Annotated in this window: 21 protein-coding genes; 11 read left to right on the top strand and 10 right to left on the bottom strand. The window is 65.0% G+C overall.

Features of this window, described 5'->3' with window-relative positions; all coding sequences use genetic code 11:
* The 5 genes from C4B30_RS20390 (at window position 1) to C4B30_RS20370 (ending at window position 5,080) form a co-directional block, all read left to right on the top strand.
* The gene (locus tag C4B30_RS20390) at window positions 1–1,098 is read left to right on the top strand and encodes an ABC transporter permease (protein ID WP_105132945.1); all 1,098 of its coding nucleotides are present in this window, start codon (window positions 1–3) and stop codon (window positions 1,096–1,098) included.
* Window positions 1,092–1,907, top strand: coding sequence for an ABC transporter ATP-binding protein (locus C4B30_RS20385; protein WP_105132944.1), 816 nt, complete (start codon window positions 1,092–1,094; stop codon window positions 1,905–1,907). Before C4B30_RS20390 ends, C4B30_RS20385 begins: the two co-directional genes overlap by 7 nt.
* 50 nt (window positions 1,908–1,957) lie before the next feature.
* Window positions 1,958–3,139, top strand: a complete 1,182-nt coding sequence (locus C4B30_RS20380) for a c-type cytochrome (protein WP_105132943.1) — start codon at window positions 1,958–1,960, stop codon at window positions 3,137–3,139.
* 33 nt (window positions 3,140–3,172) lie between these two features.
* Window positions 3,173–4,126 carry an ABC transporter substrate-binding protein gene (locus C4B30_RS20375; protein WP_105132942.1) on the top strand — a complete coding sequence of 318 codons (954 nt, stop codon included), beginning with the start codon at window positions 3,173–3,175 and terminating at the stop codon, window positions 4,124–4,126.
* An 87-nt stretch (window positions 4,127–4,213) separates the two neighbouring features.
* Complete coding sequence (locus C4B30_RS20370; RefSeq protein ID WP_105132941.1) at window positions 4,214–5,080, top strand: MOSC domain-containing protein; 867 nt, start codon at window positions 4,214–4,216, stop codon at window positions 5,078–5,080.
* Between the two features lie 73 nt (window positions 5,081–5,153).
* On the opposite strand, the gene C4B30_RS20365 is transcribed toward C4B30_RS20370, so the two are convergent.
* The 3 genes from C4B30_RS20365 to C4B30_RS20355 form a co-directional block, all read right to left on the bottom strand.
* Window positions 5,154–6,581: a sensor histidine kinase gene (locus C4B30_RS20365; protein ID WP_105132940.1), complete on the bottom strand. Its 1,428-nt coding sequence runs from the start codon at window positions 6,579–6,581 to the stop codon at window positions 5,154–5,156.
* Window positions 6,582–6,678: 97 nt separating this feature from the next.
* Window positions 6,679–7,359: a response regulator gene (locus tag C4B30_RS20360; RefSeq protein ID WP_027782905.1), complete on the bottom strand. Its 681-nt coding sequence runs from the start codon at window positions 7,357–7,359 to the stop codon at window positions 6,679–6,681.
* 137 nt (window positions 7,360–7,496) lie between these two features.
* The gene (locus tag C4B30_RS20355) at window positions 7,497–8,732 is read right to left on the bottom strand and encodes a multidrug effflux MFS transporter (protein ID WP_105132939.1); all 1,236 of its coding nucleotides are present in this window, start codon (window positions 8,730–8,732) and stop codon (window positions 7,497–7,499) included.
* Between the two features lie 100 nt (window positions 8,733–8,832).
* On the opposite strand from C4B30_RS20355, the gene pdxR reads away from it, so the two are divergent.
* The 5 genes from pdxR (at window position 8,833) to C4B30_RS20330 (ending at window position 15,786) form a co-directional block, all read left to right on the top strand.
* Window positions 8,833–10,311: a MocR-like pyridoxine biosynthesis transcription factor PdxR gene (pdxR, locus tag C4B30_RS20350; RefSeq protein ID WP_105132938.1), complete on the top strand. Its 1,479-nt coding sequence runs from the start codon at window positions 8,833–8,835 to the stop codon at window positions 10,309–10,311.
* A 183-nt stretch (window positions 10,312–10,494) separates the two neighbouring features.
* Complete coding sequence (locus C4B30_RS20345; protein ID WP_105132937.1) at window positions 10,495–11,595, top strand: ABC transporter substrate-binding protein; 1,101 nt, start codon at window positions 10,495–10,497, stop codon at window positions 11,593–11,595.
* A gap of 108 nt (window positions 11,596–11,703) precedes the next feature.
* Entirely contained in the window at window positions 11,704–13,476 is a 1,773-nt protein-coding gene (locus tag C4B30_RS20340; RefSeq protein ID WP_089501671.1) for an ABC transporter permease, read from the top strand.
* Window positions 13,469–14,536 carry an ABC transporter ATP-binding protein gene (locus C4B30_RS20335; RefSeq protein ID WP_027782900.1) on the top strand — a complete coding sequence of 356 codons (1,068 nt, stop codon included), beginning with the start codon at window positions 13,469–13,471 and terminating at the stop codon, window positions 14,534–14,536. Before C4B30_RS20340 ends, C4B30_RS20335 begins: the two co-directional genes overlap by 8 nt.
* A 158-nt stretch (window positions 14,537–14,694) precedes the next feature.
* Window positions 14,695–15,786 (top strand): porin, encoded by a 1,092-nt coding sequence (locus tag C4B30_RS20330; RefSeq protein WP_034185285.1) that lies wholly within the window; start codon window positions 14,695–14,697, stop codon window positions 15,784–15,786.
* A gap of 141 nt (window positions 15,787–15,927) precedes the next feature.
* Here C4B30_RS20330 and C4B30_RS20325 read toward each other — a convergent pair whose 3' ends face one another.
* The 4 genes from C4B30_RS20325 to C4B30_RS20310 all read right to left on the bottom strand — a co-directional run bounded on the left by C4B30_RS20325 (window position 15,928) and on the right by C4B30_RS20310 (window position 18,395).
* Window positions 15,928–16,503, bottom strand: a complete 576-nt coding sequence (locus tag C4B30_RS20325) for a PIN domain-containing protein (RefSeq protein ID WP_105132936.1) — start codon at window positions 16,501–16,503, stop codon at window positions 15,928–15,930.
* Window positions 16,500–16,967: a helix-turn-helix domain-containing protein gene (locus C4B30_RS20320; protein ID WP_105132935.1), complete on the bottom strand. Its 468-nt coding sequence runs from the start codon at window positions 16,965–16,967 to the stop codon at window positions 16,500–16,502. The genes C4B30_RS20325 and C4B30_RS20320 overlap by 4 nt, the downstream gene beginning before the upstream one ends.
* 182 nt (window positions 16,968–17,149) lie before the next feature.
* Window positions 17,150–18,112, bottom strand: coding sequence for a quinone oxidoreductase family protein (locus C4B30_RS20315; RefSeq protein ID WP_105132934.1), 963 nt, complete (start codon window positions 18,110–18,112; stop codon window positions 17,150–17,152).
* 31 nt (window positions 18,113–18,143) lie between these two features.
* The gene (locus C4B30_RS20310) at window positions 18,144–18,395 is read right to left on the bottom strand and encodes a hypothetical protein (RefSeq protein ID WP_089501666.1); all 252 of its coding nucleotides are present in this window, start codon (window positions 18,393–18,395) and stop codon (window positions 18,144–18,146) included.
* Window positions 18,396–18,490: 95 nt separating this feature from the next.
* On the opposite strand from C4B30_RS20310, the gene C4B30_RS20305 reads away from it, so the two are divergent.
* Window positions 18,491–19,282: an AraC family transcriptional regulator gene (locus C4B30_RS20305; protein ID WP_105132933.1), complete on the top strand. Its 792-nt coding sequence runs from the start codon at window positions 18,491–18,493 to the stop codon at window positions 19,280–19,282.
* A 267-nt stretch (window positions 19,283–19,549) separates the two neighbouring features.
* On the opposite strand, the gene C4B30_RS20300 is transcribed toward C4B30_RS20305, so the two are convergent.
* From C4B30_RS20300 to C4B30_RS20290, 3 genes are read right to left on the bottom strand one after another with little or no spacing between them, the layout of a single operon-like run.
* Window positions 19,550–21,193 (bottom strand): SEL1-like repeat protein, encoded by a 1,644-nt coding sequence (locus C4B30_RS20300; RefSeq protein WP_234015448.1) that lies wholly within the window; start codon window positions 21,191–21,193, stop codon window positions 19,550–19,552.
* Window positions 21,190–23,253, bottom strand: coding sequence for a phospholipase D-like domain-containing protein (locus C4B30_RS20295; protein ID WP_089501664.1), 2,064 nt, complete (start codon window positions 23,251–23,253; stop codon window positions 21,190–21,192). Before C4B30_RS20295 ends, C4B30_RS20300 begins: the two co-directional genes overlap by 4 nt.
* Before the next feature lie 39 nt (window positions 23,254–23,292).
* The gene (locus C4B30_RS20290) at window positions 23,293–26,025 is read right to left on the bottom strand and encodes a type VI secretion system Vgr family protein (RefSeq protein WP_089502350.1); all 2,733 of its coding nucleotides are present in this window, start codon (window positions 26,023–26,025) and stop codon (window positions 23,293–23,295) included.
* Window positions 26,026–26,116 lie beyond the last annotated feature (91 nt).

Here is a 26,116-nt window from a genome sequence, read left to right as displayed (position 1 = left end):
ATGTCGACGATCGAACACGCTTCCGCCGCACGCGCAGCATCGGCCCCGGCCGGCGGCGCGGCCAACGCCGACGCGACCCCGCGCGCGGCCTGCACGACCTGCGACGCCACGCTGGCCGCCGACGCCCGGCGCGCGCGCACCTGGCCGACCGGGATCGCCGCCGCGCTCGCGTGGGCCGCGCTCGGCGCGCTCACGCAACTGTGGCCGAACCGGATCGTCGGCTTCAGCGACTGGGCGTACACCGACACGTTCGGCTCCGCCGCGTGGACGATCGCCGCGCTGCTGCTCGTCGCCGCGACGCTCGGCCATCTCGTTGCCGCGACCCGCACGCGGCTCGCACGAGTGCGGCCGGCCGGCCCGTGGCTCGTCGCGCTGCCGCTCGTGCTCGCCGCGTGGGAAATCGTCACCGCGAAAACCGGCTGGCTGCCGACGCCGTTCTTCGCGCCGCCGCAGGCGCTGATCGAGGTCTACGTCGACGACTGGCCGCGCCTCGCCGGCAGCGCCGGCAACACGCTGAAACTGCTCGCGCTCGGGTTCGCGTATGGCGTCACGGTGGGCTTCGCGGTGGGCGTGTCGATCGGCTGGTCGCGCCGGATCGGCTACTGGGTGCATCCGGTGCTGCGCGTGCTCGGCCCGGTGCCGGCCACCGCACTGCTGCCGCTCACGTTCTACTTCTTCCCGTCGAGCTATTCGGCCGCCGCGTTCCTGATCGCGCTGTCGACCGGCTTCCCGGTCGCCGTGCTGACGTGGTCGGGCGTCGCGAGCGTCAACCGGCAGTACTACGACGTCGCGCGCACGCTCGGCGCGAACGCGCGCTTCCTCGTGCTCCACGTCGCGATTCCGGCCGCGCTGCCGCACGTGTTCGTCGGCATTTTCATGGGGCTGAGCGCGTCGTTCACGGTGCTGGTCGTCGCCGAGATGATGGGCGTCAAGTCGGGGCTCGGCTGGTACCTGAGCTGGGCCCAGGGCTGGGCGTCGTACGTGAACATGTATGCGGCGCTGATCGTGATGGCGCTGCTGTTTTCCGGATTGATCGCGCTGCTGTTCGCCGCGCGCGACCGCGTGCTCGCATGGCAGAAAGGAACCGTCAAATGGTAAGCGCCGCCGTACTCGAATCGTCCGCGGCCGCCGCGCCCGCCGTCACGCCGCCGCGCGGCGCGCGCATCGACATCCGCCGCGTGAGCCATGCGTTCGACGGCCCCGGCGGCGCGCTGCCGGTGCTCGACGACGTCTCGCTGTCGGTCGCGGCCGGAGAATTCGTCGCGCTGCTCGGCCCGAGCGGCTGCGGGAAATCGACGCTGCTGCGCCTCGTCGCCGGACTCGATGCCGCCCGGCAAGGCACGATCGCGCAGGATGGCGTGCCGATCGAGCATCCCGATCCGTCGCGCATCGTCGTGTTCCAGGACCCGACGCTGTACCCGTGGCGGCGCGTGCGCGCGAACGTCGCGCTCGGCCTCGAAGCGCGTGGCGTGGCGCGCACCGCGCAGCATCGCGTCGACGATGCGCTCGCGCGCGTCGGGCTGCAGGACTTCGCGAACGTGTTTCCGCATCAGTTGTCCGGCGGAATGGCGCAGCGCGTCGCGCTCGCCCGCGCGCTCGTCAACGATCCGCGCCTGTTGATCCTCGACGAACCGCTCGGCAAGCTCGATTCGCTGACGCGGCTCACGATGCAGGCCGAGCTGACCGCCCTGTGGCAACGCGACGGCTTCTCCGCGCTGCTCGTCACGCACGACGTGGAAGAAGCACTGTTCCTCGCGCAGCGCGTGATCGTGTTCGGGCCGCGCCCCGCACGGATCGTCGCCGAACTGCGCGTCGACCTGCCCTATCCGCGCCATCGCGGCGACCCGCGTCTCGCCGAATTGCGCCACGACGCGCTGCGGCATCTCGGGCTCGATGCGAGCTGGTAGATGCCGGGTGCCGTTCGACGTTCGGGTGCGGTACGCCGCAAACGCGCGCGATGAACGCGCCGCCGTTCGCCGACTGGGCCATCGCCTTCCTGCAACTGCTGTATCGCGCGCAGATCGCGCTGGCGCGTGTGCTGCACGCGATCGGCCTGACCGGCGACGCCGATGGCCAGGCGGCGTGGCCCTGGGCGCACCGCATCGCGCTCGAAACGCTGCGCATCGACGCGGGGCTCACGCGGCAGCTCGCGTGCGCCTGCGGCGTGACGGCGCTGGCCGTCGTGCTCGCCTGCATCACGCTGGCCGCGCGCAAGTGGCGTGTCGCATCGGGCGTCGCCGCGCTGGCCCTCGCGTGGTGCGCGCCGTGGCCGCCCGCTTCGCTGTGGCTCGCGCCTGCCGTGCCGACGAGTTTCCAGCGCGATCCCGCGCCGTTTTCCGTCGCGGACGTGATGCGCGGCGCACACCTGTATACGCAACATTGCGCGGCCTGCCACGGCGCGGACGGCCGTGGCGAAGGGCCGCTCGCGGCCACGCTCGCGCACTGGCCGCCGACCTTCGCCGGCGCGCTGCTCGCGCGCAGGCTCGACGGCGAACTGTTCTGGCGCGTGCGCCACGGCACGCAGGACGCGCACAGCGCGTCGACGATGCCGGGCTTCGCGGCCACGCTCGGCCCGCGGGACACGTGGGCCGTGCTCGACTACCTGAAAGCGCTGGCAGCCGGTAGCGGCGCGCAGGCCGAAGGCGCGTGGCCGGTGCCCGTCCCGCTGCCGGCCCTCGACGTGCGGTGCGGCGACGCCGCGCCTCAGGCACTCGAACGCTGGCGCGAAGGCCAGCGCGTGCGCGTCGTCGCGCTCGCGCCGGGCGCGACGCCCCCGCCGGAGGACGCGCGCTGGCAGACCTTGCTCGTCACCGAACGCGGCGCGCCCGTGCCGGCGTCGGGTGACTCGCGTGCGAACTGCGTCGCGACGACCGCCGATGCGTGGCTCGCGTTCGCGACGATTGCCGGCATCGCGCCCGATGCGCTCGGCGGCACGCAACTGCTTGCCGATCGACGCGGCTGGCTGCGGGCGCGTGCGTTGCCCGGCAGCGCCGGCTGGTCGGATGCCGACCTGCTGTGCCGCTCGGATGCGCCGCCCCGACCAGCCGCGCGCGCCACGAGCGGCGACGCACTGACCGCGCTGCTGCTGCGCGTCGACAACGAACCCGTGCGCGACGTACAGGCCGGGCTCCCGCATTGAACCCACGAATCCTTCCTTCGACGGAACTTCACGATGAATCCGACCCGACGCCACTTCCTCGCCCAGGCGAGCGCCCTTGCCACGATCGCCGCCGCGCCGGCCGCCCTGCGCGCGCAATCGGGCGGCCGCCCGCTGCTGCGCGCCGGCGACCAGAAAGGCGGCCTGCGCGCGCTGCTCGAAGCGGCCGGCGAATTGAACGGCCTCGCGTACGACATCGCGTGGACCGAATTCCCGGCGGCCGCGCCGCTCGCCGAAGCGCTGAATGCGGCCGCCGTCGACTGCGGGCCGATCGGCGACGCGCCGGTGATCTTCGCGCTGGCATCCGGTGCCCGCATCAAGGTGATCGGCGCGAACCGTTCCGATCCGTACGGCACGGCCGTGCTCGTGCAACCCGACGCCGCGCTCAAAGGCGCGGCCGACCTGAAGGGCAAGCGCATCGGCACCACGCGCGGCTCGATCGGCCATTTCGTCACGCTGAAGGCGCTCGACGCGGCCGGCCTGCCGCCCGATGCCGTGTCGTTCCGCTTCCTGCCGCCGGCCGACACGATGCTTGCGCTCGCAACCGGTTCGATCGACGCGTGGGCGACCTGGGAGCCCTATACCGCGCTCGCCGAAACGAGCGGCCGCGCGCGCGTGCTGGTCAGCGGCCGCGGGCTGTGGTCGGGCCTCAGCTATCTCGCGGCGACCGACGCGGCGATCGCATCGAAGCGCGACGTGCTGCACGATTTCCTGCGGCGCGTCGTGCGCGCGCAGGCCTGGTCGTACCGGCACGTCGACGCGTATTCGGCGGCGCTCGCGCGCATCATCGGCATTCCGCCGGCCGCCGCGAAGCTGCAGTTCGAGCGCCGCGGCACGCGCTGGCTGCCGATCGACGCGGCGGTGATCGCCGAACAGCAGCGCACGGCCGACTTCTACCTGAAGGCCGGGCTGCTGCGCCAGCCGCTCGACGTGCGCACGACCTTCGACGCGGGCTTCCCGCTCGCCTGACGGGCGCGTGGCGGCGCGCGGCCGTCAAACGGCTTCGGCACGATCTGGCACAATCGCGATTCGACCATCCCGCCTTCAGCCAGCGTCATGCCAGCCATCACCGAACTCTTCGTCTATCCGATCAAATCCTGCGCCGGCATCGCGCTGACGCGCGCGCAACTGCTCGAAACGGGCCTCGCTTACGACCGCCACTGGCTGATCACCGATCCGCACGGGCAGATGCTCACGCAGCGCACGCACCCGCGCCTCGCGCTGATCCGCCCGACGCTCGACGACGATGCGCTCGTGCTGAATGCGCCGGGCATGCCGGCACTCCGTACGCCGCTCGATGGCGACGCGACGCCCGCCACGCCGAAGATGGCCGCGACCGTGTGGCGCGACACCGTCGACGCGATCGACACGGGCGCCGAAACGGCCGCATGGCTCACCGAATTCCTCGGCGTGCCGACCAAGCTCGCGCGCTTCGCCCGCGACGCCCGACGCGACTGCGACCGCAAATGGACCGGCGAGATCGATACGCATACGCAATTCTCGGACGCCTATCCGCTGCTCGTGATCGGCCAGTCGTCGCTCGACGACCTGAACGCGCGGCTTGCCGCCAAAGGCGCGCCGGCGATCCCGATGAACCGCTTCCGGCCGAACATCGTCGTGTCGGATCTCGATGCGTACGAAGAGGATTTCGTCGAGCACCTCGACACCGACGGCGACACGCCGGTGCGGCTGCGGCTCGTGAAGCTGTGCACGCGCTGCCCGATGCCGACGATCGACCAGGCCACCGGCACGCCCGATCCGGCCTGGCCGCACGAGCCGACCGACACGATGCAGACCTATCGCGCGAACCCGAACTACGACGGTGCGCTGACGTTCGGCATCAATGCGATCGTCGTCGAAGGCGCGGGCGCGTGGCTCGAAGTCGGCCAGCCGGTCGAAGCGGAGATCGGCTTCGGCGACTGAGCCGGAGAGCCAAGGAGCCCGTTCACGCTGATAACGGGCTTGCGCTGGCCCGTTCCCTTCGCGCGCCGTATCGTCACGCGGCGCGCGGCATCGCATCGCGCATCGCCGCCGGCAGCCGGATCGTCACGACCAGCCCGCCGCCGCCCGCATCGGCAAGCGCCACGCTGCCCTGATGCACGCGCGCGATTTCCCGCACGATCGACAGCCCGAGCCCCGTCCCTTCGACCGTCTGCGTCTTGCTGCCGCGATGGAAGCGCTCGAACACCGCGTCGCGTTCGTCGGCCGGAATGCCCGGCCCGTTGTCGATCACGTCGAGCCGCGCCTCGTCGCTGTCGCCGTCGCGCGAGACGCGCACCGTGATCACCGCACGGTCGCCCGCATAACGAATCGCGTTGTCGATCAGGTTGCCGATCATCTCGCCGAGCAAGTCGGGTTGCCCGAGCACGTCGACGTCGGCCTCGTGTTCGAAGCCGAGATCGATGTCGCGCGCGCGTGCGACCGGCGACCAGTCGAGCGTCACGCTGCGTGCGAGCCGGTGCAGCGGGACCGGCTTGTGCGCGACCGCATGACCGCTGTCCGAATCGAGCCGCGACAGCGACAGCAGCTGCTGGACGATTTTCGCGGCCTGCCGCACCGCGCCGTTCGCGCGGCGCAGGTGCCCGTTCGCGCGCGGCTGTTCGTCGGGCCGCAACGCGAGCTCGACGCCGGCCTGCACGGCCGCGAGCGGCGTCTTCAGTTGATGGGCCGCATCGGCGAAGAAGCGGCGCCGCGCCACCTGCATCCGCTGCGTGCGGCCGATGTACTGGTTGATCGAATCGACGAGCGGCGCGAGTTCGCTCGGCATCGCGCCCGTGTCGAGCGGCGTCGTGTCGTCCTCGCTGCGCGCGGCGACCGTGGCCGACAGCCGGTTCAGCGGCCGCAGCCCGCGCCCGACGCCGAGCCACACGATCCCGAGCGCCAGCACGACGAGCAGCCCCTCCTGCAGCAGCGACCCGATCAGGATCTCGCGCGCGAGCGCCTGACGCGCCTCGATCGTCTCGCCGACCATCACCCACACGATGCGCGACTGCGCCGTCGGCACGTCGTGCACCGGGATGCGCAGCGCGGCCATCCGCAACTGTTCGCCGCGATACACGACGTCGTAGTAGCGCGTGACGAACAGCGCGCCGTCGCCCGCGTCGCGCCCCTGCGGCAGCGGCAGGTCCGGGTAGCCGGTGACCGTGCGGCCGTTGTCCTCCCGGATCAGGTAGTAGATCTTGCCGCCGTCGCTCGATTCGAGCATCTCGAGCGCGAGATACGGCAGGTCGACCTCGATCTCGCCGTCGTTGAGCCGCACGCCTTCGCGGATCGACTTCAGCGACGACGACAGCGTGCGGTCGAACGCGACGTGCGCGGCGCTCATCGCGCGCTGGTACGTGAGCCACGAGTCGAGCGCGAGCAGGCCGAGCAGCGGCAGCAGCAGCCACAGCGCGACCTGCGCGCGCAGGTTCGGGCGGGTCATCGTGCCTCCCGCCGTGCCGCCCCGAGGGGCGTGACGGGGCATTCGCGGATCATCGCTGCGCGCGATCCCATGCAGAGCACGTGAGCATGGGGGCACTTCATTCGGTTCTCTCCGCCTTCGCTTCGAGCAGATAGCCGAGCCCGCGCAGCGTGACGATCGCGACGCCCGTGTTCTCCAGCTTCTTGCGCAGCCGGTACACGTAGATCTCGATCGCGTCCGCGTTGACCGATTCGTCGAGCCCGAAGATCTTCTCCGACAGCGTGTCCTTGTTGATCGCGCGGCCGTTGCGCAGGATCAGCACCTCGAGCACCGAGCGCTCGCGCGGCGTGAGCGACAGCGGCTCGCCCGCGAGATGAAAGCCGCGGTCGATACTGTCGTACGAAAGCGGCCCGCATTCGACGCGCGAATGCTCGTGACCGAGGCTGCGCCGGATCAGCGCACGGGCGCGCGCCTCCAGTTCGGTCAACTCGAACGGCTTCGCGAGATAGTCGTCGGCGCCGAGATCGAGCCCCTTCACGCGATCCTCGACCGACCCGTGCGCGGTGAGGATCAGCACCGGCACCGGATTGCGGCGCGCACGCAGCCGCCGCAGCACCTCCAGCCCGTCGAGCTTCGGCAGCCCGAGATCGAGGATCACCAGCGCGTAATCCTGCGTGCGCAGCACGTGGTCCGCCGCCTCGCCGTCGGCCATGTGATCGACCGCGAAGCGCGCCGCGCTCAGCGCGTCGTTCAGCGACTGGGCCAGGTTCGGGTTGTCTTCGACGAGCAGCACACGCATGGGGATTCCGGTAAGGTCAGCGACAGCCCGCTACATTACATGATCCTTTCCGCCTCCACGCCTCGCGCAAACACGGGGTTGCGCGGGCGCCGCGAAGCCGCCGCGCGGCGCCGGTGCCCCCGGTCAGCACTCAGCACTCAGCGCTCGGCGGCGGGCCGGTTGCGCGCCACGATGCGCGCCTGGCCGCTCACGCCTCGCTCGCGAAAACCGGCCACCACCGCGACGAACGCGACGCTCGCGCCGACCGTGACGACGATCATCGGGTGCGCGGTGCCGTCCGACAGCCACGCCAGCACGCCGCCGCACACGGCCGTGATCGCCATCTGGATAAAGAAGAACAGCCCCGACGCCGTGCCGGCGATCTTCGCGTACGGCTGCATCACCGCGAACTGGCAGGCCGGAATCGCGATCCCGACGGCGATCATCACGACGAACATCGGCGCGACGAGCGCCGTCACCGAAGTCGGGGCGATCGCGCCGCCGATCCACAGCCCGGCGGCGCCGACCAGATTGACGGCGGCCGCCGCCGCGATGACCGAATCGGCCGTCCAGCGCACGCTGGTCCGCGCGAACGCACTCGACCCGATCAGGTAGCCGAGCACGGTCACGCCGAAGATCGCCGCGTAGACCGGCCCCGACACGCCGATTTGCCGCTGGAACAGCGTCGACGATTCCGCGATGAACGGGTAGTACGTGCAGTAAGCAAAGCTGATGGCGAGCGAATAGCGCAGGAACCGCCGCTCGCGCAGCAGGCCGGCGTAGGTCCGCAGCAGCCCCGCACCGGCTGGCGGCCGCGCCTCGCGCTCGCGGGTCTCGGGCAGATAGCGCAGCACCATCGCGGTCGCGACCAGCCCGCCTGCCGCCAGCCAGCCGAACACGCCGCGCCAGCCGAGCCACTCGGCAATCGCGCTGCCGGCCAGCGGCGCGACCACCGGCGACAGCGCCATGCCGGCCGAAATATGGCCGAGCATCGTGGCCTGCGTCGCGGCCGGAAAGCGCTCGCGCACGATCACGCGGCCGATCACGGTGCCGCTGCAGCCGCCCAGCGCCTGGAACACGCGCGCGGCAATCAGCGCCGGGATGCTGGTCGACCATGCGCAGGCGATGCTCGCGACGACGTACAGGCACAGGCCGCCGAGCAGCACCGGGCGCCGGCCGTAGCGGTCGGACAGCGGCCCCGACACCAGCATCGACAACGCATAGCCGACCATGTAGAGCGTCAGCGTGAGCTGCAACTGCGCGTCGGTGCCATGCAGTGTGTCCGCCATCGCGGGCAGCGACGGCAGGTACGCATCGATCGTGACGCGCGGCAGGCACACGACGAGCATCAACAGGAACAGCCAGCCCCATCGGGGCAATGAACGCGTCTTCATGCGGTAAGTCCGTTTCGGTCGGATGGGTGGGTCGACAGCAATCTAAGGCGAAAGTGATATAAGCTGAAGGGCCATTAAATCGACCATTGACTGGACCACTATGCCGCGAGGCAAAGCCGCGATTCCGCTGGATCTGCCACGCCCTGCCGGGTTGTCGGGCGGCAGCCCGCAGTCGAAGCAGGAATGCATCGCCGACACGATTCGCGACGCGATCCTCCAGCGCCTGCTGCCGGGCGACAGCCCGCTGCCATCGAGCCGGACGCTGGCCGCGCGCTGGGATGTCGCGCGCGGCACCGTCGAAGCGGCGTACGACATCCTGTGCGCCGAGGGCTACATCGCGCGCACGCAAGGCTCCGGGACGCGCGTGTGCGCGGTCGTGCCGGACAGCTATCTGCGCGCGGCCGCGCGGTCGCGCGACGGCAGCCCGCGTCGCGCCGCCTCGCTCGCCGCGCCGGCCGGCCCAGCCGAGCCCGAGCATGGCGTGCGTCCGGGCGTCCCGTTCGTCGCACGACTCGCCGATCCCGGCCTGCTGCCGATGCAGCAATGGAAGAAGGCGCTCGGCGCCAGCCTGCTTGCCGCGACCGCGGACGATCTCGGCGCGACGCCGGCACAGGGCGTCGAAAGCCTGCGCGTCGAAATCGCCGCGTACCTGCGGGAATACCGCGGCATCCCGTGCGAGGCCGGCGACATCGTCATCACGACCGGCATCCGCAACGCGATCGACCTCGTCGCACGCACGCTGCTCGCGCCCGGCGCGACGGTGCTGATGGAGGATCCCGGCTATGCGTCGGCCTGGCGGATCTTCACGATCGCGGGCGCGACCGTGATCGACGTGCCGGTCGATCGGGAAGGCATCGACACCGCGTCGCTGGATCGCTATCCCGATGCGCGCGCCGCGTACGTGACGCCCGCCCATCAGGCGCCGCTCGGCGTCACGATGTCGGTATCGCGCCGGCTCGAACTGCTCGACTGGGCGCAGCGCAACCGCACGTGGATCGTCGAGGACGACTACGACGGCGAATTCAGCTACCAGACCGCCCCGCTCCCCGCGCTGAAAGCGCTCGACGCGTGCGACCGCGTGATCTACTGCGGGTCGTTCAACAAGACGCTGTTTTCCGGGTTGCGCATCGGCTTCATGGTCGTGCCGGCGGAACTGCGGCCGGCGCTGTCCGCCGTGTGGCATGCGACCGCGCGCTCGGTCGGCGTCGCGCCGCAACTCGCGCTGGCCCGTTTCATCGGCCACGGCGATTTCGCGAAGCACCTGCGCGCCGCGCGCCACGCGTACCGCCAGCGGCGCGACATCGTGCTCGACCAGTTGGCGAAGCATGCCGGCGGCCGGTACACGGTGTCCGGCGAGCACGCAGGCTTTCATTTCGTGCTGTGGCTGCCGCCAGGCATGGACGAGGCAGCCTGTGTCGCGCAAGCCCGCGCGGCCGGCGTCGAGTTGCAGCCGATCCGCGGCTTCTGTCGAAGCGCCCGCTGCGAGGCGGGCGTCGTCGTCGGGTATGCCGCACTGACGGCCGCGCACGCGCGGCATGGCGGCCGCCTCCTCGGACAACTGCTGGCCACGCCCGCGTAGCCTGCACGCTCCTCCTTTCAAGCGTTGCCGCGCGCCGTGAACCCGCGGCCGCCGCCGCTTCGACCTCGGGAAATCCATGACATGAACGGCGTGATTGCGAACGGAAATGAAAGCGGGCTGAAAGTGCCCCGCAATTAACATCCGCGTCACTCGAACAACATCGACGCATCACTGGAGGAAGACATGCCGTTTGCACCGAAGCACCTCGCCGCCGCGCTGGCGATCGTTCTGGGCACTGCCGCCGGCAGCGCCGTCGCGCAGGTTCCGGCCGGCTACCCGGGGAACTACCAGGGCGTGATCGACGCCGCGAAGAAGGAAGGCAAGCTGATCGTCTACTCGACGACCGACACGGGCCTCGTGCGTCCGCTGATCAAGGACTTCGAAAGCCTGTACGGCGTGAAGGTCGAGTACAACGACATGAACAGCACCGAGCTGTACAACCGCTACATCAGCGAAAACGCGGCGAGCAGCACCAGCGCCGACGTGCTGTGGAGCTCGGCGATGGACCTGCAGGTCAAGCTCGTCAACGACGGCCTGATGGCGTCCTACGATTCGCCGGAAAGCCCGAACGTGCCGCAATGGGCGCAATACCAGAAGCAGGCATACGGCACGACGTTCGAGCCGCTCGCGATCGTCTACAACAAGCGCCTGATCCCCGAGAACGAAGTGCCGACGACGCGCGCCGACCTGATCAAGCTCCTCACCACGCAAGCCGACAAGTTCAAGGGCAAGGTCACGACCTACGACATCGAGAAATCGGGCGTCGGCTTCAACTACCTGACCCAGGACGCACACGTGAACGAGAAGGTCACGTGGGAACTCGTGAAGGCGATCGGCGCGACCGGCCCGAAGCTGCAGTCGAGCACGGGCGCGATGATGGAACGCATCTCGTCGGGCGAGAACCTGATCGGCTACAACATCATCGGGTCGTACGCGTATGCCAAGGCGAAGAAGGACAAGTCGATCGGCTACGTGTTTCCTAAGGACTACACGCAGGCCGTGAGCCGCCTCGCCACCGTGTCGAAGAAAGCGAAGAACCCGAACGCCGCGAAGCTGTGGGTCGACTACCTGCTGTCCAAGCGCGGCCAGACGCTGATCGCGAACCAGGCGAACCTGTACGCGATCCGCGCGGACGTGACCGGCGAAACGTCGGCCGCGAGCCTCACGAAGGAACTCGGCGATTCGCTGAAGCCGATCCAGATCGGCACCGGCCTGCTCGTCTATCTCGATCAGTCGAAGCGCCTCGCGTTCCTGAAGCAATGGCAGCAGGCGATCAAGCGCTGAGCCGCTGAGCTGCTGACCTCGGGCCGCCCGCCGCACGTCGCGCGGGCGGCCCCTTCCCCTTACCGACTTCCTTGAGGCGGCCATCCGGATGGCCGCAGGGGTGAACTCATGCTTTCAACCAGCACACGGGACACGGCACCGGCCGTTGCGCCCCCCACCGGCCCGCGCGACGCGATTCCCGCGCTGCCGGTCAGCGGCCTGCAGCCGCTCGCCGGCATGCTGCGCTGGATCGTCGTCGCGGTACTGACCATCGCGGTCGCGCTGCCGCTCGGCTTCATCCTGTTCCAGAGCCTGCTGTCCGCGCCGTTCTTCGATGCGAACAAAACGCTCGGCATCGAGGGCTTCCGTTTCGTCTTCAGCGATCCCGACTTCTGGTCGGCCGTGAAGAACTCGTTCATCATCGCCGGCGGGATGCTGTTCATCTCGATCCCGCTCGGCGGCATCCTCGCGTTCCTGATGGTGCGCACCGACCTGCCCGGCCGCCGCTGGCTCGAACCGCTGCTGCTCACGCCGGTGTTCGTGTCGCCGATGGTGCTCGCCTTCGGCTACGTGGTCGCGGCCGGCCCGGTCGGCTTCTACTCGGTGTGGTTCAAGGAACTGTTCGGGGTGCAGAACGTGCCCTGGAACGTTTATTCGATCTTCGCGATCACGGTGATCGTCGGCCTCACGCACGTGCCGCACGTGTACCTGTATTCGTCGGCCGCGCTGCGCAACCTCGGCTCGGACGTCGAGGAAGCCGCGCGCGTGACGGGCGCCCGGCCGTTCCGCGTCGCGCTCGACGTGAGCCTGCCGATGACGATGCCCGCGCTGCTGTTCGCCGGCGTGCTGGTGTTCTTCCTCGGCTTCGAGGTGTTCGGGCTGCCGCTCGTGCTCGGCGACCCTGAAGGCCACCTCGTGCTCGCGACCTACCTGTACAAGCTGACCAACAAGCTCGGCGTGCCGTCGTATCACCTGATGGCCGCGGTCGCCGTGTGCATCGTCGCGATCACGTTCCCGCTCGTGCTGCTGCAGCGCCGCCTGCTGAAGACCGCGAGCCGCTTCGTCACCGTGAAGGGCAAGGCCGGCCGCGCGACGGTGCTGCCGCTCGGCGTGTGGCGCTGGATCGCGCTCGCGATCGTCGCGCTGTGGCTGATGCTGACCGTGATCGTGCCGATCTCGGGCATCGTGCTGCGGGCGTTCGTGACCAACTGGGGCGAAGGCGTCTCGCTCGCCGAAGTGCTGACGCTGTCGAATTTCATCGAGCTGTTCGAGCAGGACAACCTCGTGCGCGCCATCGTCAACACGCTCGGCATCGGCGTAATCGGCGGCGCGCTCGCGATCGGCTTCTACTCGCTCGTCGCGTTCGCCGGCCACCGCCGCCCCGACTGGGCGACCCGGCTGCTCGACTATCTCGTGCTGCTGCCGCGCGCGGTGCCCGGCCTGCTCGCCGGCCTCGCGTTCCTGTGGATCTTCCTGTTCGTGCCCGGCCTGCGCGAGCTGAAGAACTCGATGTGGAGCATCTGGATCGCGTACACGGTCGTGTGGCTCGCGTACGGGATGCGGCTCATCCAGAGCGCGCTGCTGCAGGTCGGCCCCGAGCTCGAGGAAGCCGGCCGCAGCGTGGGTGCGACGCGCAGCCGCGTGTCGCTCGACGTGACGCTGCCGCTCGTGCGCTTCGGCCTGCTCGCCGCCTGGCTGCTGATCTTCATGATCTTCGAGCGCGAATACTCGACCGCCGTCTACCTGCTGTCGCCCGGCACCGAAGTGATCGGCGCGCTGCTCGTGTCGCTGTGGGCGACCGGCGCCGTCGACCAGGTCGCCGCGCTCTCTGTCATCAACATCGCGATGGTCGGCGCCGGTCTCGGCGTGGCCCTGCGCTTCGGAGTGAAACTTCATGGATAAGCTCATCGTCGACGATCTGCACCTCAGCTACGGCGCCAACCCGATCCTCAAGGGCGTGTCGTTCGAACTGAAGGCCGGCGAAGTCGTGTGCCTGCTCGGTGCGTCGGGCAGCGGCAAGACCACGCTGCTGCGCGCGGTGGCCGGCCTCGAACAGCCGTCCGACGGCCGCATCCAGCTCGACGACCGCGTGTTCTTCGATGGCGCGCAACGCGTCGACCTGCCGGTCGAACAACGCTCGCTCGGCCTCGTGTTCCAGTCGTACGCGCTGTGGCCGCACCGCACCGTCGCCGACAACGTCGGGTACGGCCTCAAGCTGCGCCGTGTGGCGCCTGCCGAACAGAAGCGCCGCGTACAGAGCGCGCTCGACCAGCTCGGCCTCGGCCATCTCGCGGAACGCTTTCCGCATCAACTGTCGGGCGGCCAGCAGCAGCGTGTCGCGATCGCCCGCGCGCTCGTCTACAACCCGCCGGTGATCCTGCTCGACGAGCCGCTGTCGAACCTCGACGCGAAGCTGCGCGAGGAAGCGCGTGCGTGGCTGCGCGAGCTGATCGTGTCGCTCGGGCTGTCGGCCCTGTGCGTGACGCACGACCAGACCGAAGCGATGGCGATGTCCGACCGCATCCTGCTGCTGCGCAACGGCCGCATCGAGCAGGAAGGTACGCCGGCCGAACTGTACGGCGCACCGCGCTCGCTGTACACCGCCGAATTCATGGGCAGCAACAACCGGATCGACGCGCGCGTCGCCGCGATCGACGGCGAATGCGTGACGCTCGCCGGCGACGGCTGGGAGCTGCGCGCCGTCGCCCGCGACACGCTCGCGCCGGGTCAGGACGCGCAGGCCGTGATCCGCCTCGAACGCGTCCAGGTCGCCGACGGCCCGGGGGCGAACCGGCTGCAGGCCGACCTCGTCACGTCGATGTATCTCGGCGACCGCTGGGAATACCTGTTTCATTGCGGCGACATGCGCCTGCGTGCGTTCGGCCATGTACCGCGAGCAGCCGGCAAGCACTGGATCGAATTCCCGACCAACGACTGCTGGGCGTTCGCGAAAGCGGGCTGACCCGATCGCGGCGGCCCGCGTGCCGCCGCGCATGCAGTCAAGCGCGCATCCGTTTCGCGCCTCGCATCGGCGCACGCTTCACGGCGTGCGCCGATGGCGCGCCGAGTACCCGTTTTCCGTTTCACCCACCCCACAACAAACCAAGGAGACACCGTCAAATGAAGTCACGCGCAGAACGTTCGATTCGAACAGTAGTCCTCACCGGTTCGGCTGCGGCAGCCTGCATCGTCGCGCCGGCCGCGCACGCGCAGTCCTCGGTCACGATATACGGGATCATGGACGCCGGCATCGAATACGCGAACCATGCGGCGCCGGATGGCGGCAATTCGTTCAAGCTGAAGTCGGGCAACAAGAACACGTCGCGCTGGGGCTTGCGCGGCGTCGAGGATCTCGGCGGCGGGTTGAAGGCGGTGTTCCGCCTCGAAAGCGGCATCGATCTTGCGAATGGCGCGTCCGACGACGGCCCCGACTCGATCTTCGCGCGCCGCGCGACGGTCGGCCTGAAAGGCAAATGGGGCGAACTGTCGCTCGGCCGAAACTTCACCGTCACGTACGACTACATGCTGCCGTTCGACCCGATGGGTTACGCGCAGAACTACTCGTGGGCGACCTCGTCGATGGCGACCGGCGGCCGCAAGGACGGCCTGTTCACGCGCTCGTCGAACGCGGTGCGCTACGACGGCGAATTCAGCGGCTTCAAGTTCGGCGCGCTGTACGGCTTCGGCAACGTGCCGGGCAGCATGAAGACCAGCTCCAAATACGATTTCGCGGTCGGTTACGAGACCGGCCCGTTCGCGGCGGTCGTCACGTTCGACCGGCAGAACGGCGCGGCCGACAGCGTCACGCCAGCCGATACCGTCAACTACGTTCAGGGCATCCACGCGGGCCTGAGCTACGACTTCGGCAACCTGAAAACGATGGCCGGCTATCGCAATTATCGACGCACGTATCACACCACGGCCGCGAACCAGTTGAGCGACATGTATTGGCTCGGCGGGTCGTACCAGTTCACGCCGACGTTCTCGCTGATCGCGGCCGTCTATCACCAGAACATCAAGGGCGGCACGGATGCCGATCCGACGCTGGTGTCGGTGCGCGCGCAGTACGCGCTGTCGAAGCGCACGGTGCTGTATGCGGCCGGGGCGTTCGCGATCGCGAAGCACGATCAGAAAGTCGGCGTGTCGCGCGATTTCAACGGGTACGGCACCACTCAGGTCGGGGTCACGGCGGGGATTCAGCAGCGGTTCTGATCGTTGCGACGTGACGACGGGCGGAGGACCGTGCGAGCGTTTCCGGGCGCGTCGTCCTCTGCTTCGTCGCATGTCGGGGCGCGGCACGGGCGAACGACGTGCCGGCGATTCGCTGAGCACGCGGACGCCATGGCGGCCCGTTCAGAGAATCGCCCGGTAAGCTTCGAGCGCCTTGCAGGTCTGAACCATCCCCTGCCGCTGCAGGATGTCGAGGTAACGATCCACCATCATCGGAGGATGCTTGAGCATTTCGCGTTGTCGCCGTGCTGCGCCGACAACCGCAGCCGGCTCGAGATCGAAGAGATTGTCGACAAACACGTCGGGATGCTGCGCCTCCACCCCGTACGCCGACAGCGCTTCGCAGGGAAAGTCCTTCTGGTTGAACGTCACGATCACACTGGCGTTGCAGCGGATCGCGGCGGCCAGTACATGCCGATCATCGGCATCCGGCAGCCTCAGGCCCTCGATCAACGCTTCGTACCCGGTCACCAGCGCATCAGGTATCGCCCGATCCATCAGACTCGCGGTACGGTCGAGTTGCGCGGCACTGAGGTCCGCGCGCTTGCGCAGCAGATTCCGTTTCCATTCGTTGTGGATATCGGCACTCCAGCGAGCCCTGAAACATCCGCTCAATGCGAGCCACATCAGGAAATCGCGCAGCGGTGCCGGGTACAGCACGCAGGCATCATAGACCGCCGTGAATGGCGAACTCGTCATTCGTAGCCCATCCCGAACGCCTGCGCTTGCCGACCCAACTCTTCCATCGCATCGGCGCTCGCCTGATCGCGTTCGGTCTTGTAACGCATCAGATCGGAAAAGCGCACACGACGATGCTTGCCGGTCTTGTGATACGGCAGCGCCTTCGATTCGAGCAGCTTGATCAGGTGTGGACGCGACACATTGAGCAGGTCGGCTGCTTCCTGCGTGGTCAGTTCCGCGTGAACGGGCACGACCTTGACCGCATTGCCATCGGCAAGCTCCGCGAGGATGTCGACCAGCAGACGCAGTGCAGAAGTCGGAAGCTCGACCTGATGCGCACAATTTTCGTCATCGAAAATCTGGATGCGCTGTATTTCCGTTCGCGTGGCCAGATAAGCCGCCAGCGCACGCTGTCCTTCGACCGCCGCCTGCACCTCGCGCTCCGCCGGCAAGATCGTATCGGACATCGAGGTATGGGGCATCGCGCACTCCCAAGCAGGTTCTCAAATGCGCCATCTTATTCGAAATAAACGAAATTCGCAATAAACGAAAATTGATAGCTCCCTTATAAGACCGCCGAACCTCGATATCAGTCAATGCGCGCCGTCACCCGGCTTCTGGTCCTTCTGCGTGGAGAGTGACGACCGCCGCACGCCCTCGCCGTTCAGTCAGCGCGCATCGTGAACACCGGACGCACGAGGCTGCTCGTATCGCCCCAGTATTCGCCGACGTCCGCCAGCGGCACCCTGCGCGTGTCGATCGCGAGGCCCGCCGGCCCAGCCGCTTCGAATACGCCGCGCACCGACGCCAGCAAGCGCGGCAGCGACACGCTGCCGATCCCGCTGCCCATCAGTTCGATTGCGGTCGCCCGCAGCACGGCGCCCGGCAGCAGCACGTCCGCGCCGCCGATCGAGCCGATCTGCACGAAACGCAGCCGACGGCCATCGGGTATCGCCTTCGCGGCCGCGCCCAGCAGCGCCTGCGCGCTGGCGCCCCACAGATAATCGAGCACGACATCCACGCCCGCGCGGAAATGCGGTTCGAGCGCCCGCGCCAGATGCGCGTCGTCCTGCTGCAGCGACACCACGGCGTCCGCGCCGGCATTCAGCAACGCCTGCAACGCGGCCGCGTTGCGGCCGGTCGCGACGACCTTCGCCGCGCCGAGATGCTTCGCGATCCGCACCGCGAGCCGCCCCGACGTGCCCGTTGCGCCATTGACGAGCACCGTCTCGCCCGCGACGAACCGCGCGCGTTCGGTCAGCGCCGCCCACGACGACATCCCCGGAATCGCGATCGCCGCGGCCGTGACATCGTCGAGCGCGTCCGGCAGCGGCACGCACTGCGTATCGGGCACGATCGTGCGTTCGGCCATCGCGCCGAACGGAACCGGCGCACCGAGGAAGTAGACGCGCCGACCGTCGTCGAGACGCCCCACGCCGTCGACACCGACGACGAACGGATAGCGTCGGTCCGACGAATAATGCGTGCCGGCCGCGCGCCCCTGCGCGAGGCGGCTCAGCGCCGACGCAGTCACGTCGATCAGGCGGTGGCCCGGCGTCGCGTGCGGCGCGTCGAATTCCATATGAACGGGACGCTCGCCGACGCCCGTCACGACTGCTGCTTTCATGGTGATTCCTTCAATCCTGGAGAATGGGTCTTTACCGGGCATCGAGCCACGCGCGCAGAGCGGGATCGCGTACTTCCAGCACGTCGAACAGGCCGAGCGCACGCAGGGCAGGCAGGGCGTCGAGCGCGTCGGCCTCCGCACGCGCCCTCTCGGCCGGCGCGGCGTCCGGATCGGTCAACACCCGCGCGTTGACCAGAAACGCGCCAACGGTCCCCTTGCGGATCGTCGTTCCGCCGGCATCGACCTGGTCGGCATGGTCGGGAAGCATCTGTTCGGCTCGCATCGCGTCTTGCTCCGGTTGTCATCGATGGACGCAGTGTAGGCGTGCCAATTCGGCCGATCTCCGGTATAACGGCCATTCGATACCGATATCCGGCCATGTCCGATCCGCTTCTGCCCGCCCGCTTCGTCACGTCCGACGACGGCCCGTTCGTGGCCGCCGCCGTCCTGTCGCAACGCGACCCGCGCATCACCGCGCCGCATTCGCATGCGCGCGGCCAGCTCGTGGGCGCGCTGAGCGGGCTCGTGACGATCGGCCTCGACGATCAGGAGTGGGTCGTGCCGGCGATTCATGCGATCTGGATTCCGCCGCATTGCCGGCATTCGCTGCGCTCGTTCGGGCCGATTTCCGGCTGGTCGGCGTTCATCGCCGAAGCCCGCTGCGCGGCGCTGCCGGCGACGCCGCGCGCGATCCGCACGACGCCGCTGCTGCGCGAAGCCGTGCAGCGTGCGGCGAGCTGGGGCGATTCCGAACTGAATGCCGCGCAGACGAGGATCGCCAACGTGATCCTCGATGAAATCGCGGCATCGGACGCCGAGGCGCTGGGGCTGGTCCGGCCGCGGGACGCGCGGCTCGTGAAGATCACCGATGCGCTCGCCGCGGATCTCGCGAACGACCGGCGGCTGGAGGAATGGGCCGAATGGGCCGGCATCGGCGCACGGACGATGAGCCGCCGCTTCGTCGCCGAGACGGGGCTGACGTTCGCGCAGTGGCGTCAGCAGGCCAGGCTGCTGCGGGCGCTGGAGCGCATCGCAGACGGCGTGCCGGTGACGACGATCGCGCTCGATCTCGGGTACGACAACGTGAGCGCGTTCATCGACATGTTCCGGCGCGCGCTGGGGACGACGCCGGGGAAGTATATGGAGGCGGCCCGGCGAGCGGAAGGATAGGTGCGGCCGTCAGCAGGGGTGAATGGTCGCGGCTCACTTACTGATATATCGGATATTCGAACTAAACGGCCCACACGGTTATCACGCTGCGCCGCGATTCGATATCGATCATTCGCGTCTGCCGGGTCCTCAGTGAGAGAACACTCCCGCCGCCCTGTTTCAAGACATCTCACCGCACTGCCCTCGACGGTGTCCCTCTTGCGAGCGATGGGCTTGGAGTCAACGATGACCGCCCCAACCTACGTCGAATGCAGCACTACACCGCTTTTAAAGAGTAATGGTGTAAATGCCGGGGGAGCCCGTTTCTGCATTCGGGCTCCCCAAATAGGTCCATTCAACATCATCGTTCGCAACGTCGATGAATTGTTCGATAGGTGATGGAAACGCCCGCCCCTTTTCGACAAACGTTTGCTGATTCCATTGGTTAAACAAAGCGGCCATTGAGTGGTCATCTGCAACGCGGCCTTCCCACACGCCTGTTTCCGTGCAGCGACGATCACCCGAGCACTTCACTGTCACCGGCTGCGCCGCTACCTCGCGCAATAATCCTGCTTCAACCATATTCGCCAAAAAATCTGCGCGCTGTGGCGGCAGACGGTACGCTTCGCCGAGGAAATGCCATTGCACTCGATCCGGCGATAGCCATTCGTGCAACGGCAACTCGAACCGCTCTCCCGTTTCAAAGCGCTCTGGCGAGCCAGAGCGAGCGATCAACCGCCCATCGGGCTCATTCGATGAACCATACAGTGCCAGCCAGTATCCCGTTTGGGGTACGCTTTGATCCCCACTGACTGCAAGCGTGCTCGCCTCCAATGCGGCAACCGCATAACCATCGGGTATAAAAGAACGTCCCTGAAGCGCACTACTCTTTTGCCGACTGACTGGTGGAGTAACCGCCTTCGCGGCATTGATCAGCGTTTGTCCATCACCGTTCCATTTGGGTAGCGGCGCCGGCGGTAACGGCAGTATCTTGTCCAGGTTGGGAAGTTTCAATCGTCCGTCGTAAAGTTTCAAGATATCAGCAATTTTTCCGTACCGTTGAGCGCGCGCTTTGTCGATATGGCCTACTAGATTGGTTCCATTTTCGAGATCCATCCCGTCAAATTCCGATACAAGGCTATCTGCACATTTGGTGCTCCCGAGCTTCACACCTTCATGCAAGACCTTCAGCGCGCGGAGCTTCGCCTCAAGTGTATTGGGACGCGCATAGATCAGACCCAGCTTCTCTGCGGCATCTCCATATCCCTGTGCAAAAGCGCATTCGAGCATCTTGGTTCCCACTGCTTGGTTGGCCCAAAAACCCTCACTGGGGTTATCGTAAGACGCAGCCAGCTTGTATCCCAGAAACGCCATTGCAGCCGGACTACCCATATCCGCTGCTCGCTGGAAAAAAGCGTAAGCGCTCGTAGCGTCCCCCTCCTTTACCACGCCGTTGAGATGATATACACCCATCCTGTCGTACGCGTCGGGGATATCGAGCCTCATCGCCTTCTCGACCCATTGAATGGCGACTTCCGGATTGTGGTCTGGTACGCCGGAATGATCACTCAAGATCAACGACGCCAGATTCAGCATCGCTTTCCAATGATTTTTTTCAGCTGCTTGTAGATAGAGCTGATATACCTTTGTATAGTCGACGTTGTCAGCAGGTACCCCCGGGGCATCTAGCCTCAACGCTTGCTGGAACCACATTTCTGCCTGTGGATCAACGGACGGCACCCGTTGCGCCTCATATACACAGGTAAAGTCTTTTCGGTGTGGATCAAAGAGCGGTAGTTTTTCGTTTCGTGGCAGATCAGACATAGCAGTGGTCAACTTATTGCCGATAGAAGTCAGGATGCCCGCATGCGCCGTAGTTGTTAACAACAAAGCGGCGAGGGCAAAACGCAACACGTAGATAAAAATATTCATGCGTACACATTTTCAGGAGAGCCACCGACGCCACCGCCATTTGGCACGGAGATCGCCCCGTACAGCGTCGTGGTCGAACGATGCTCGATGAATGGCAACAAAAAACCAGTCATCGGCTGCGTACCCGCTTGCTGGATGTCTTGATTCTTGCTCATCCGTCGATTCCAATTCCTGAATGTATCCGGCATATCTTTTGGGTGACCGCTATATTTAACATCGCCACCATAGAGCAATCCGAATACACGCTCGCGAAGATCAGCCGCATAAATACTACCGGTTGCAGCTATATTAATTTCACTATCAATAGCCATGCTTCGCTGGTTCAGGTTTGCACTACCCACCGTAATAAACACATCATCAATGATCATCAACTTCGAGTGAATATAGATTTCCCGATAAGACATGTTTTGATCAGCATCGGGACCACTCGTTCGCAGTCTCGCGACACTGACAACGACACCCAGCGTTTTCTCAAGATTTTCCACACTAGGTCGATCAAGCACTTCACCACGACCTCTGCTGCCCTTTCCATAGACAAAATCAAGTTTTCCTTTATCGACAAGCCCCTTTTGCTCAGACATCGAATCACCAGCCCCAAGCAGGGTCAGAGTATCGTATGTTCGAGGCACCATTTCCTCCCGCTCCGGATGTGGAATCACGATAAAAAGATGCAGCTTCGGCATTTCAGTAACTGGCTTATTTGCCTTCTTCATCCAGTCATCGCAATATTTTTTCCGTGTTTTGATCAGGTGACGAGCGAATTCCGGGTAAAAGAAATACTGATTTTCCATGTAAATGTAGTTGCGTGCACTACTGGTAGCCTGAAAATACACCTCCTTGATTGATTTTTCTCGTTCACGAGGTTGCGTGCGCACAATTTGCACAAGATGTGCCGGATTTCCGGCTACCCGCGGAATCTTCGCTGGTGGTGCTGGAGGAATCTGGTATGGCAATTCTCCAACATTAAGTGCCGCAGCCCATGCGTTTTCAAAATTGAAATGCAGCTGCGCAAGCGCCGGCCCTACAACTCGGCACGCGTAGTCCTGAAAGGGACGTCCATGCACATAGTTTTCGTGGCCTATTCCGCGCTGCACGTCGTTTTTCGAAAACCTGTTTTTCAGGCCCTGGTACAAACTAGTTTTTGCTGGCGCAGTCTGCGTTGAAATTTCTCGTTTCAGCTCGTCTTCAATAAGTGGCGAAGACAAGATCTCACGCTTTCGATCGTCGATTTCGTGAACGATCCGATCCCAGTAGTCGGTAACCGAATTTAGCCCCATGACGTAACCAACCGCCTTACTTCCGTTGTCGTAGTCGTAATCGATCAGAATTGGTTTCTGGTGATGTGTCCCATAGTCCTCCATCCCGCTCCGCTCATCAACAACACTGAATGTACTGGTTACAGGCTTGTCCTCTTCCGCAGGCGCAGTAGTCATCAAGGCTTTCGCATCGGCAGGCGAAACTTCACGCAGTACAACACGAAGGCGAGGATTCTTTCCGCTATTGCTTCTTCCTCCAGGTAGGTTCTCGGCCCACCATGCAACACAGGCCTTGTGACGCTCGCTCTTCTCATCGCCATACGCAGGCCCCTGTCGAAGATGGTAAACAATAGGACCACTAGTCCAATTTTCCTGCACATCTGAAAAACCGGGCATATTGTTTTGGACAGCTGAGCCACGTGGGGTAGACCAGATCAGCAATCGCACTGTGACCGGATTTTCCTTGCGGGTAGTGATCTCGTCCAATAACTGTCCGTAGGTTTGTCCACGCGGCCACGTTTCACCGTCTCTCTCGAGCTCCATACCTGGATCAAAACCCCAGCAGACGATATCTGCCGATTTCTTCGCATCGCGCAAGTCTTTGGCTATCCGCTTGAATCCCTCTTCGCCGCAAATGATGAAGCTGAGCTTGTTTCCCTTTGTAATCGGGCAGGTGCCGTCCCCATTCTTTTCTTTCACGTCGCGGTGCTCAACCAGAAATTGCATCGCATTCTTCGCCGACCTTGATTGTTCATCGATCGCGACTGTTGCGTGTTTGTGAGTTTTAAGTGGGAAATCTGCCATGTCTGCTGTTCTCAGTAGTGGATGCGATTGGCATTGCTCTCAGACATACCGCTCACCTTGATTCGTGCGTTGATCCGGGTGATCAGATTCTTCGTTGAGCGCATCCTTGACGTTTAAATTGTATTCTGCGCCGTTGCTGAGTTTAGCAGTGTAGGCTTGAGTACCTGCCTGGTGATCGTCCACAACGATCCGACCGAATTCGTCAGTGACGCCTGCGCCGATCTTTGCGCTCCCCTTGTATAGCTCATAGGGCTCGCCGGAAATCAAATGCCCTTCACCCGGTAACGCCTGCAAAGCGAAGTGCAGTTGCTCCTTCTCTGGCGGCAAAGCAGGAATAATCGGCGCGCTTACGCTATCAGGACCAACGAACGTCTGGCTTGCCGAATGCACTTCAAAGCCGCCCGATGTGCCGCTCTTGATTTGCCCGCTTGTCCACCGGGTATAGCTCCCGCCCCCGTTGATCTCGACCTCCTGCTGCGCACTAATAGTGATTTTCGTGGCCGTCACCGTAACGTTCAGCTTCGCCAGCAGATTGATGCTGTCCTTTAGTGCCTTCACGTCGATGTCGCCGGCCGCCGCAACGAGCCTCATACCGGCCTCATAGGCGAACAGGCGCAACGCTCGACGTGCACTGGCGAAAAATCCACCGCCCGTACTGACGGACATATGTTCGCCAGTGGTAACTGCAGTGGTTTTGCCACTGCTCAGGTGAATCTGTTCGTCAGTCGTGGCCGCGACGCCTGCAGGGCTGGCCAACACCAAATACGGCCGCTCGAACTGTTTGAGCGTACCGCCACCTTTTATCGAGTTCGCCTGGCTCTTCAGCGAATTGGCAATAGCCTTTTGCTCGCCATCTTGCGCGCCTGCTGCCTGGGCCGACTGCGCGACGCCGGCGGCTATATCCTGCGCGTTCACAAGTTGGAGATTCACCTCGTCGACACTGAAAGTATCCCCAGTCGCTCCGGGGCGGGCATGCGTCGACAGGAGCATCCCGCGTGCGCCGCGTACCGCAACGTGACCATCCGTGCGCAACTCCGCGCCCTCACCACGCTTCTCGCCGCGCCCAGTGGGTTCGCTGACTCGCGTGAGGTAGCCCAAATGCAGTCCTGACTCAAGATGATCGCTCCGAATCTGGGTCTGCACTTGCCCCGCCGTGTCGTCTTTCAGCCAGACGTTGTTCTGCTCTCCACCAATCTCCTTGCTGACGAAGCCTGACAGGGCATGTTGATCGGGAAGATTCCACTGCGGCCGATGCGTGCCGTTCCCCACACGGGCCGTGATCACCGGCCTGTCAGGGTCACCATCGAAAAATGGCACGACCACCTCGTCACCGACTCTCGGTAACTGGATACCGCCAAACTGAGCGCTGGACCACGGCTGTGCAACCCGCACCCAGCACGAACTGCGCTCGTCACGTTTTCCAATACGATCCCAGTGGAACTGCACCTTCACGCGCCCCAGTTCATCCGTATAGACTTCCTGACCTTGCGGACCCACCACAGTAGCCGTCTGCATCTGCATGACCGGCTTGCGGTGTTCGAACGGGCTGCGATACGGAACGGCCTTTCTTTGCGCCTCTATCTCGACGAGAAAGAAGCCTTTGGCTCCATCATCGTGCACAATGATCGATGTGTTTCCGATGCCCCGGCTCGCCATTGCGTCGGACAGACGCTCCTGCAGTCCATGAGGGAAGTTAGCGTGATGACTTGAGCCTGGGAGGTTGTTCTCAATCAGCCATACGGTTTCGATAATCGCGAATTCACGCCGCTCGGCAGAATCCCGATCGTGCTCCGGATGCCCGGTGAATTCGAACCACCTGCCCGCATCGGCCGCACGCAGGCTGCCAGTACCGTAGAACCGCTTGGCGCTCGACTCCCACTCCTCCATTTGCACCTTGGCAAGGTAATCTCCTCGCTCTTGCTTCAGGTAGGTGTAGGGGCCGGTGTACTCGTACATCTCCAACTGTTCGGGCAATTCGGGCAACACTGTCGGTACATTAGTGCCCTTGGGATTTCCCAGGGAAGATGGATTCTTGTAGTCGAACGTGCGCGTCGTCAGCACGGCGCTATGTAGGACTCGCACTCCTGACCAGTGAACCAGTGCGTCGACCTCGCTATTTGCACCGTCTCGCGAAAATTGAACCGCTTTCGGCGTAGATTGCTCACAAGTGTCTAGGCGATCAGTAACTGTCAGCATGTGCGACTTGCCATCGCCAGCCTGCGTCCAGATGCCGAACAGTCCTTCTGCCTCCATGAGCCGGTGAACGAAGTTCCAGTCGTCCTCGTACTGAGTGCAATACGATCTTGGCGGCAGCGGCTTTGAAAGTGCGAACTTGAACTGTCCTTTCGCTTGCGGATGGGCGTTGAACACGTCGCTGAGGATTTCATCGACAGGCCTGTCCTGCCAGATACGTTGATCTCGGCGAAACTTGAGGAAATTCATCCACGATGCGAATCCGATCTGGTAGCTGGTCAGCCCACCTTCCGCTCCCAGCCGTCTTATCGAGTAAACATAGCCATGCCGAGGCAGATACGACTTGTTAGCCTGCTGGATCCACAGGGTGATGGGTTGCCCGATCAGTTTCTTCAGTTTGAGATCGTTGCGCGTCGACAACACATCGAGCGTGAAGTCGTACTGTCGTCCGATCCGAGACCAGCCCGCTACACGATGCGGTAGCAGCACGTTGGTGCCGAGCGGGGTATCGAGTTTCAGCAGACGGTCTTGCTGAAGCAATCCGCCGTGAAGGGCCCTCACAATATCTTGCGCGTCCATTCCCATCCCTTTATTACTTTTTGCTTACTTATTGTCATTAATATGACATGGGCTCTCTTGCGCGATTCTAACTGCACTCAGATCAGTATTG

The sequence above is a fragment of the Burkholderia sp. BE12 genome, from assembly GCF_002959955.1.
GTDB lineage: Bacteria > Pseudomonadota > Gammaproteobacteria > Burkholderiales > Burkholderiaceae > Burkholderia.
This window is presented reverse-complemented; position numbering and strand designations above follow the sequence as displayed.

Coding starts and splice junctions, on each gene's coding strand:
- C4B30_RS20390 (WP_105132945.1), top strand. CDS start 1: ATGTCGACGATCGAACACGCTTCCGCCGCACGCGCAGCATCGGCCCCG.
- C4B30_RS20385 (WP_105132944.1), top strand. CDS start 1,092: ATGGTAAGCGCCGCCGTACTCGAATCGTCCGCGGCCGCCGCGCCCGCC.
- C4B30_RS20380 (WP_105132943.1), top strand. CDS start 1,958: ATGAACGCGCCGCCGTTCGCCGACTGGGCCATCGCCTTCCTGCAACTG.
- C4B30_RS20375 (WP_105132942.1), top strand. CDS start 3,173: ATGAATCCGACCCGACGCCACTTCCTCGCCCAGGCGAGCGCCCTTGCC.
- C4B30_RS20370 (WP_105132941.1), top strand. CDS start 4,214: ATGCCAGCCATCACCGAACTCTTCGTCTATCCGATCAAATCCTGCGCC.
- C4B30_RS20365 (WP_105132940.1), bottom strand. CDS start 6,581: ATGACCCGCCCGAACCTGCGCGCGCAGGTCGCGCTGTGGCTGCTGCTG.
- C4B30_RS20360 (WP_027782905.1), bottom strand. CDS start 7,359: ATGCGTGTGCTGCTCGTCGAAGACAACCCGAACCTGGCCCAGTCGCTG.
- C4B30_RS20355 (WP_105132939.1), bottom strand. CDS start 8,732: ATGAAGACGCGTTCATTGCCCCGATGGGGCTGGCTGTTCCTGTTGATG.
- pdxR (WP_105132938.1), top strand. CDS start 8,833: ATGCCGCGAGGCAAAGCCGCGATTCCGCTGGATCTGCCACGCCCTGCC.
- C4B30_RS20345 (WP_105132937.1), top strand. CDS start 10,495: ATGCCGTTTGCACCGAAGCACCTCGCCGCCGCGCTGGCGATCGTTCTG.
- C4B30_RS20340 (WP_089501671.1), top strand. CDS start 11,704: ATGCTTTCAACCAGCACACGGGACACGGCACCGGCCGTTGCGCCCCCC.
- C4B30_RS20335 (WP_027782900.1), top strand. CDS start 13,469: ATGGATAAGCTCATCGTCGACGATCTGCACCTCAGCTACGGCGCCAAC.
- C4B30_RS20330 (WP_034185285.1), top strand. CDS start 14,695: ATGAAGTCACGCGCAGAACGTTCGATTCGAACAGTAGTCCTCACCGGT.
- C4B30_RS20325 (WP_105132936.1), bottom strand. CDS start 16,503: ATGACGAGTTCGCCATTCACGGCGGTCTATGATGCCTGCGTGCTGTAC.
- C4B30_RS20320 (WP_105132935.1), bottom strand. CDS start 16,967: ATGCCCCATACCTCGATGTCCGATACGATCTTGCCGGCGGAGCGCGAG.
- C4B30_RS20315 (WP_105132934.1), bottom strand. CDS start 18,112: ATGAAAGCAGCAGTCGTGACGGGCGTCGGCGAGCGTCCCGTTCATATG.
- C4B30_RS20310 (WP_089501666.1), bottom strand. CDS start 18,395: ATGCGAGCCGAACAGATGCTTCCCGACCATGCCGACCAGGTCGATGCC.
- C4B30_RS20305 (WP_105132933.1), top strand. CDS start 18,491: ATGTCCGATCCGCTTCTGCCCGCCCGCTTCGTCACGTCCGACGACGGC.
- C4B30_RS20300 (WP_234015448.1), bottom strand. CDS start 21,193: ATGAATATTTTTATCTACGTGTTGCGTTTTGCCCTCGCCGCTTTGTTG.
- C4B30_RS20295 (WP_089501664.1), bottom strand. CDS start 23,253: ATGGCAGATTTCCCACTTAAAACTCACAAACACGCAACAGTCGCGATC.
- C4B30_RS20290 (WP_089502350.1), bottom strand. CDS start 26,025: ATGGACGCGCAAGATATTGTGAGGGCCCTTCACGGCGGATTGCTTCAG.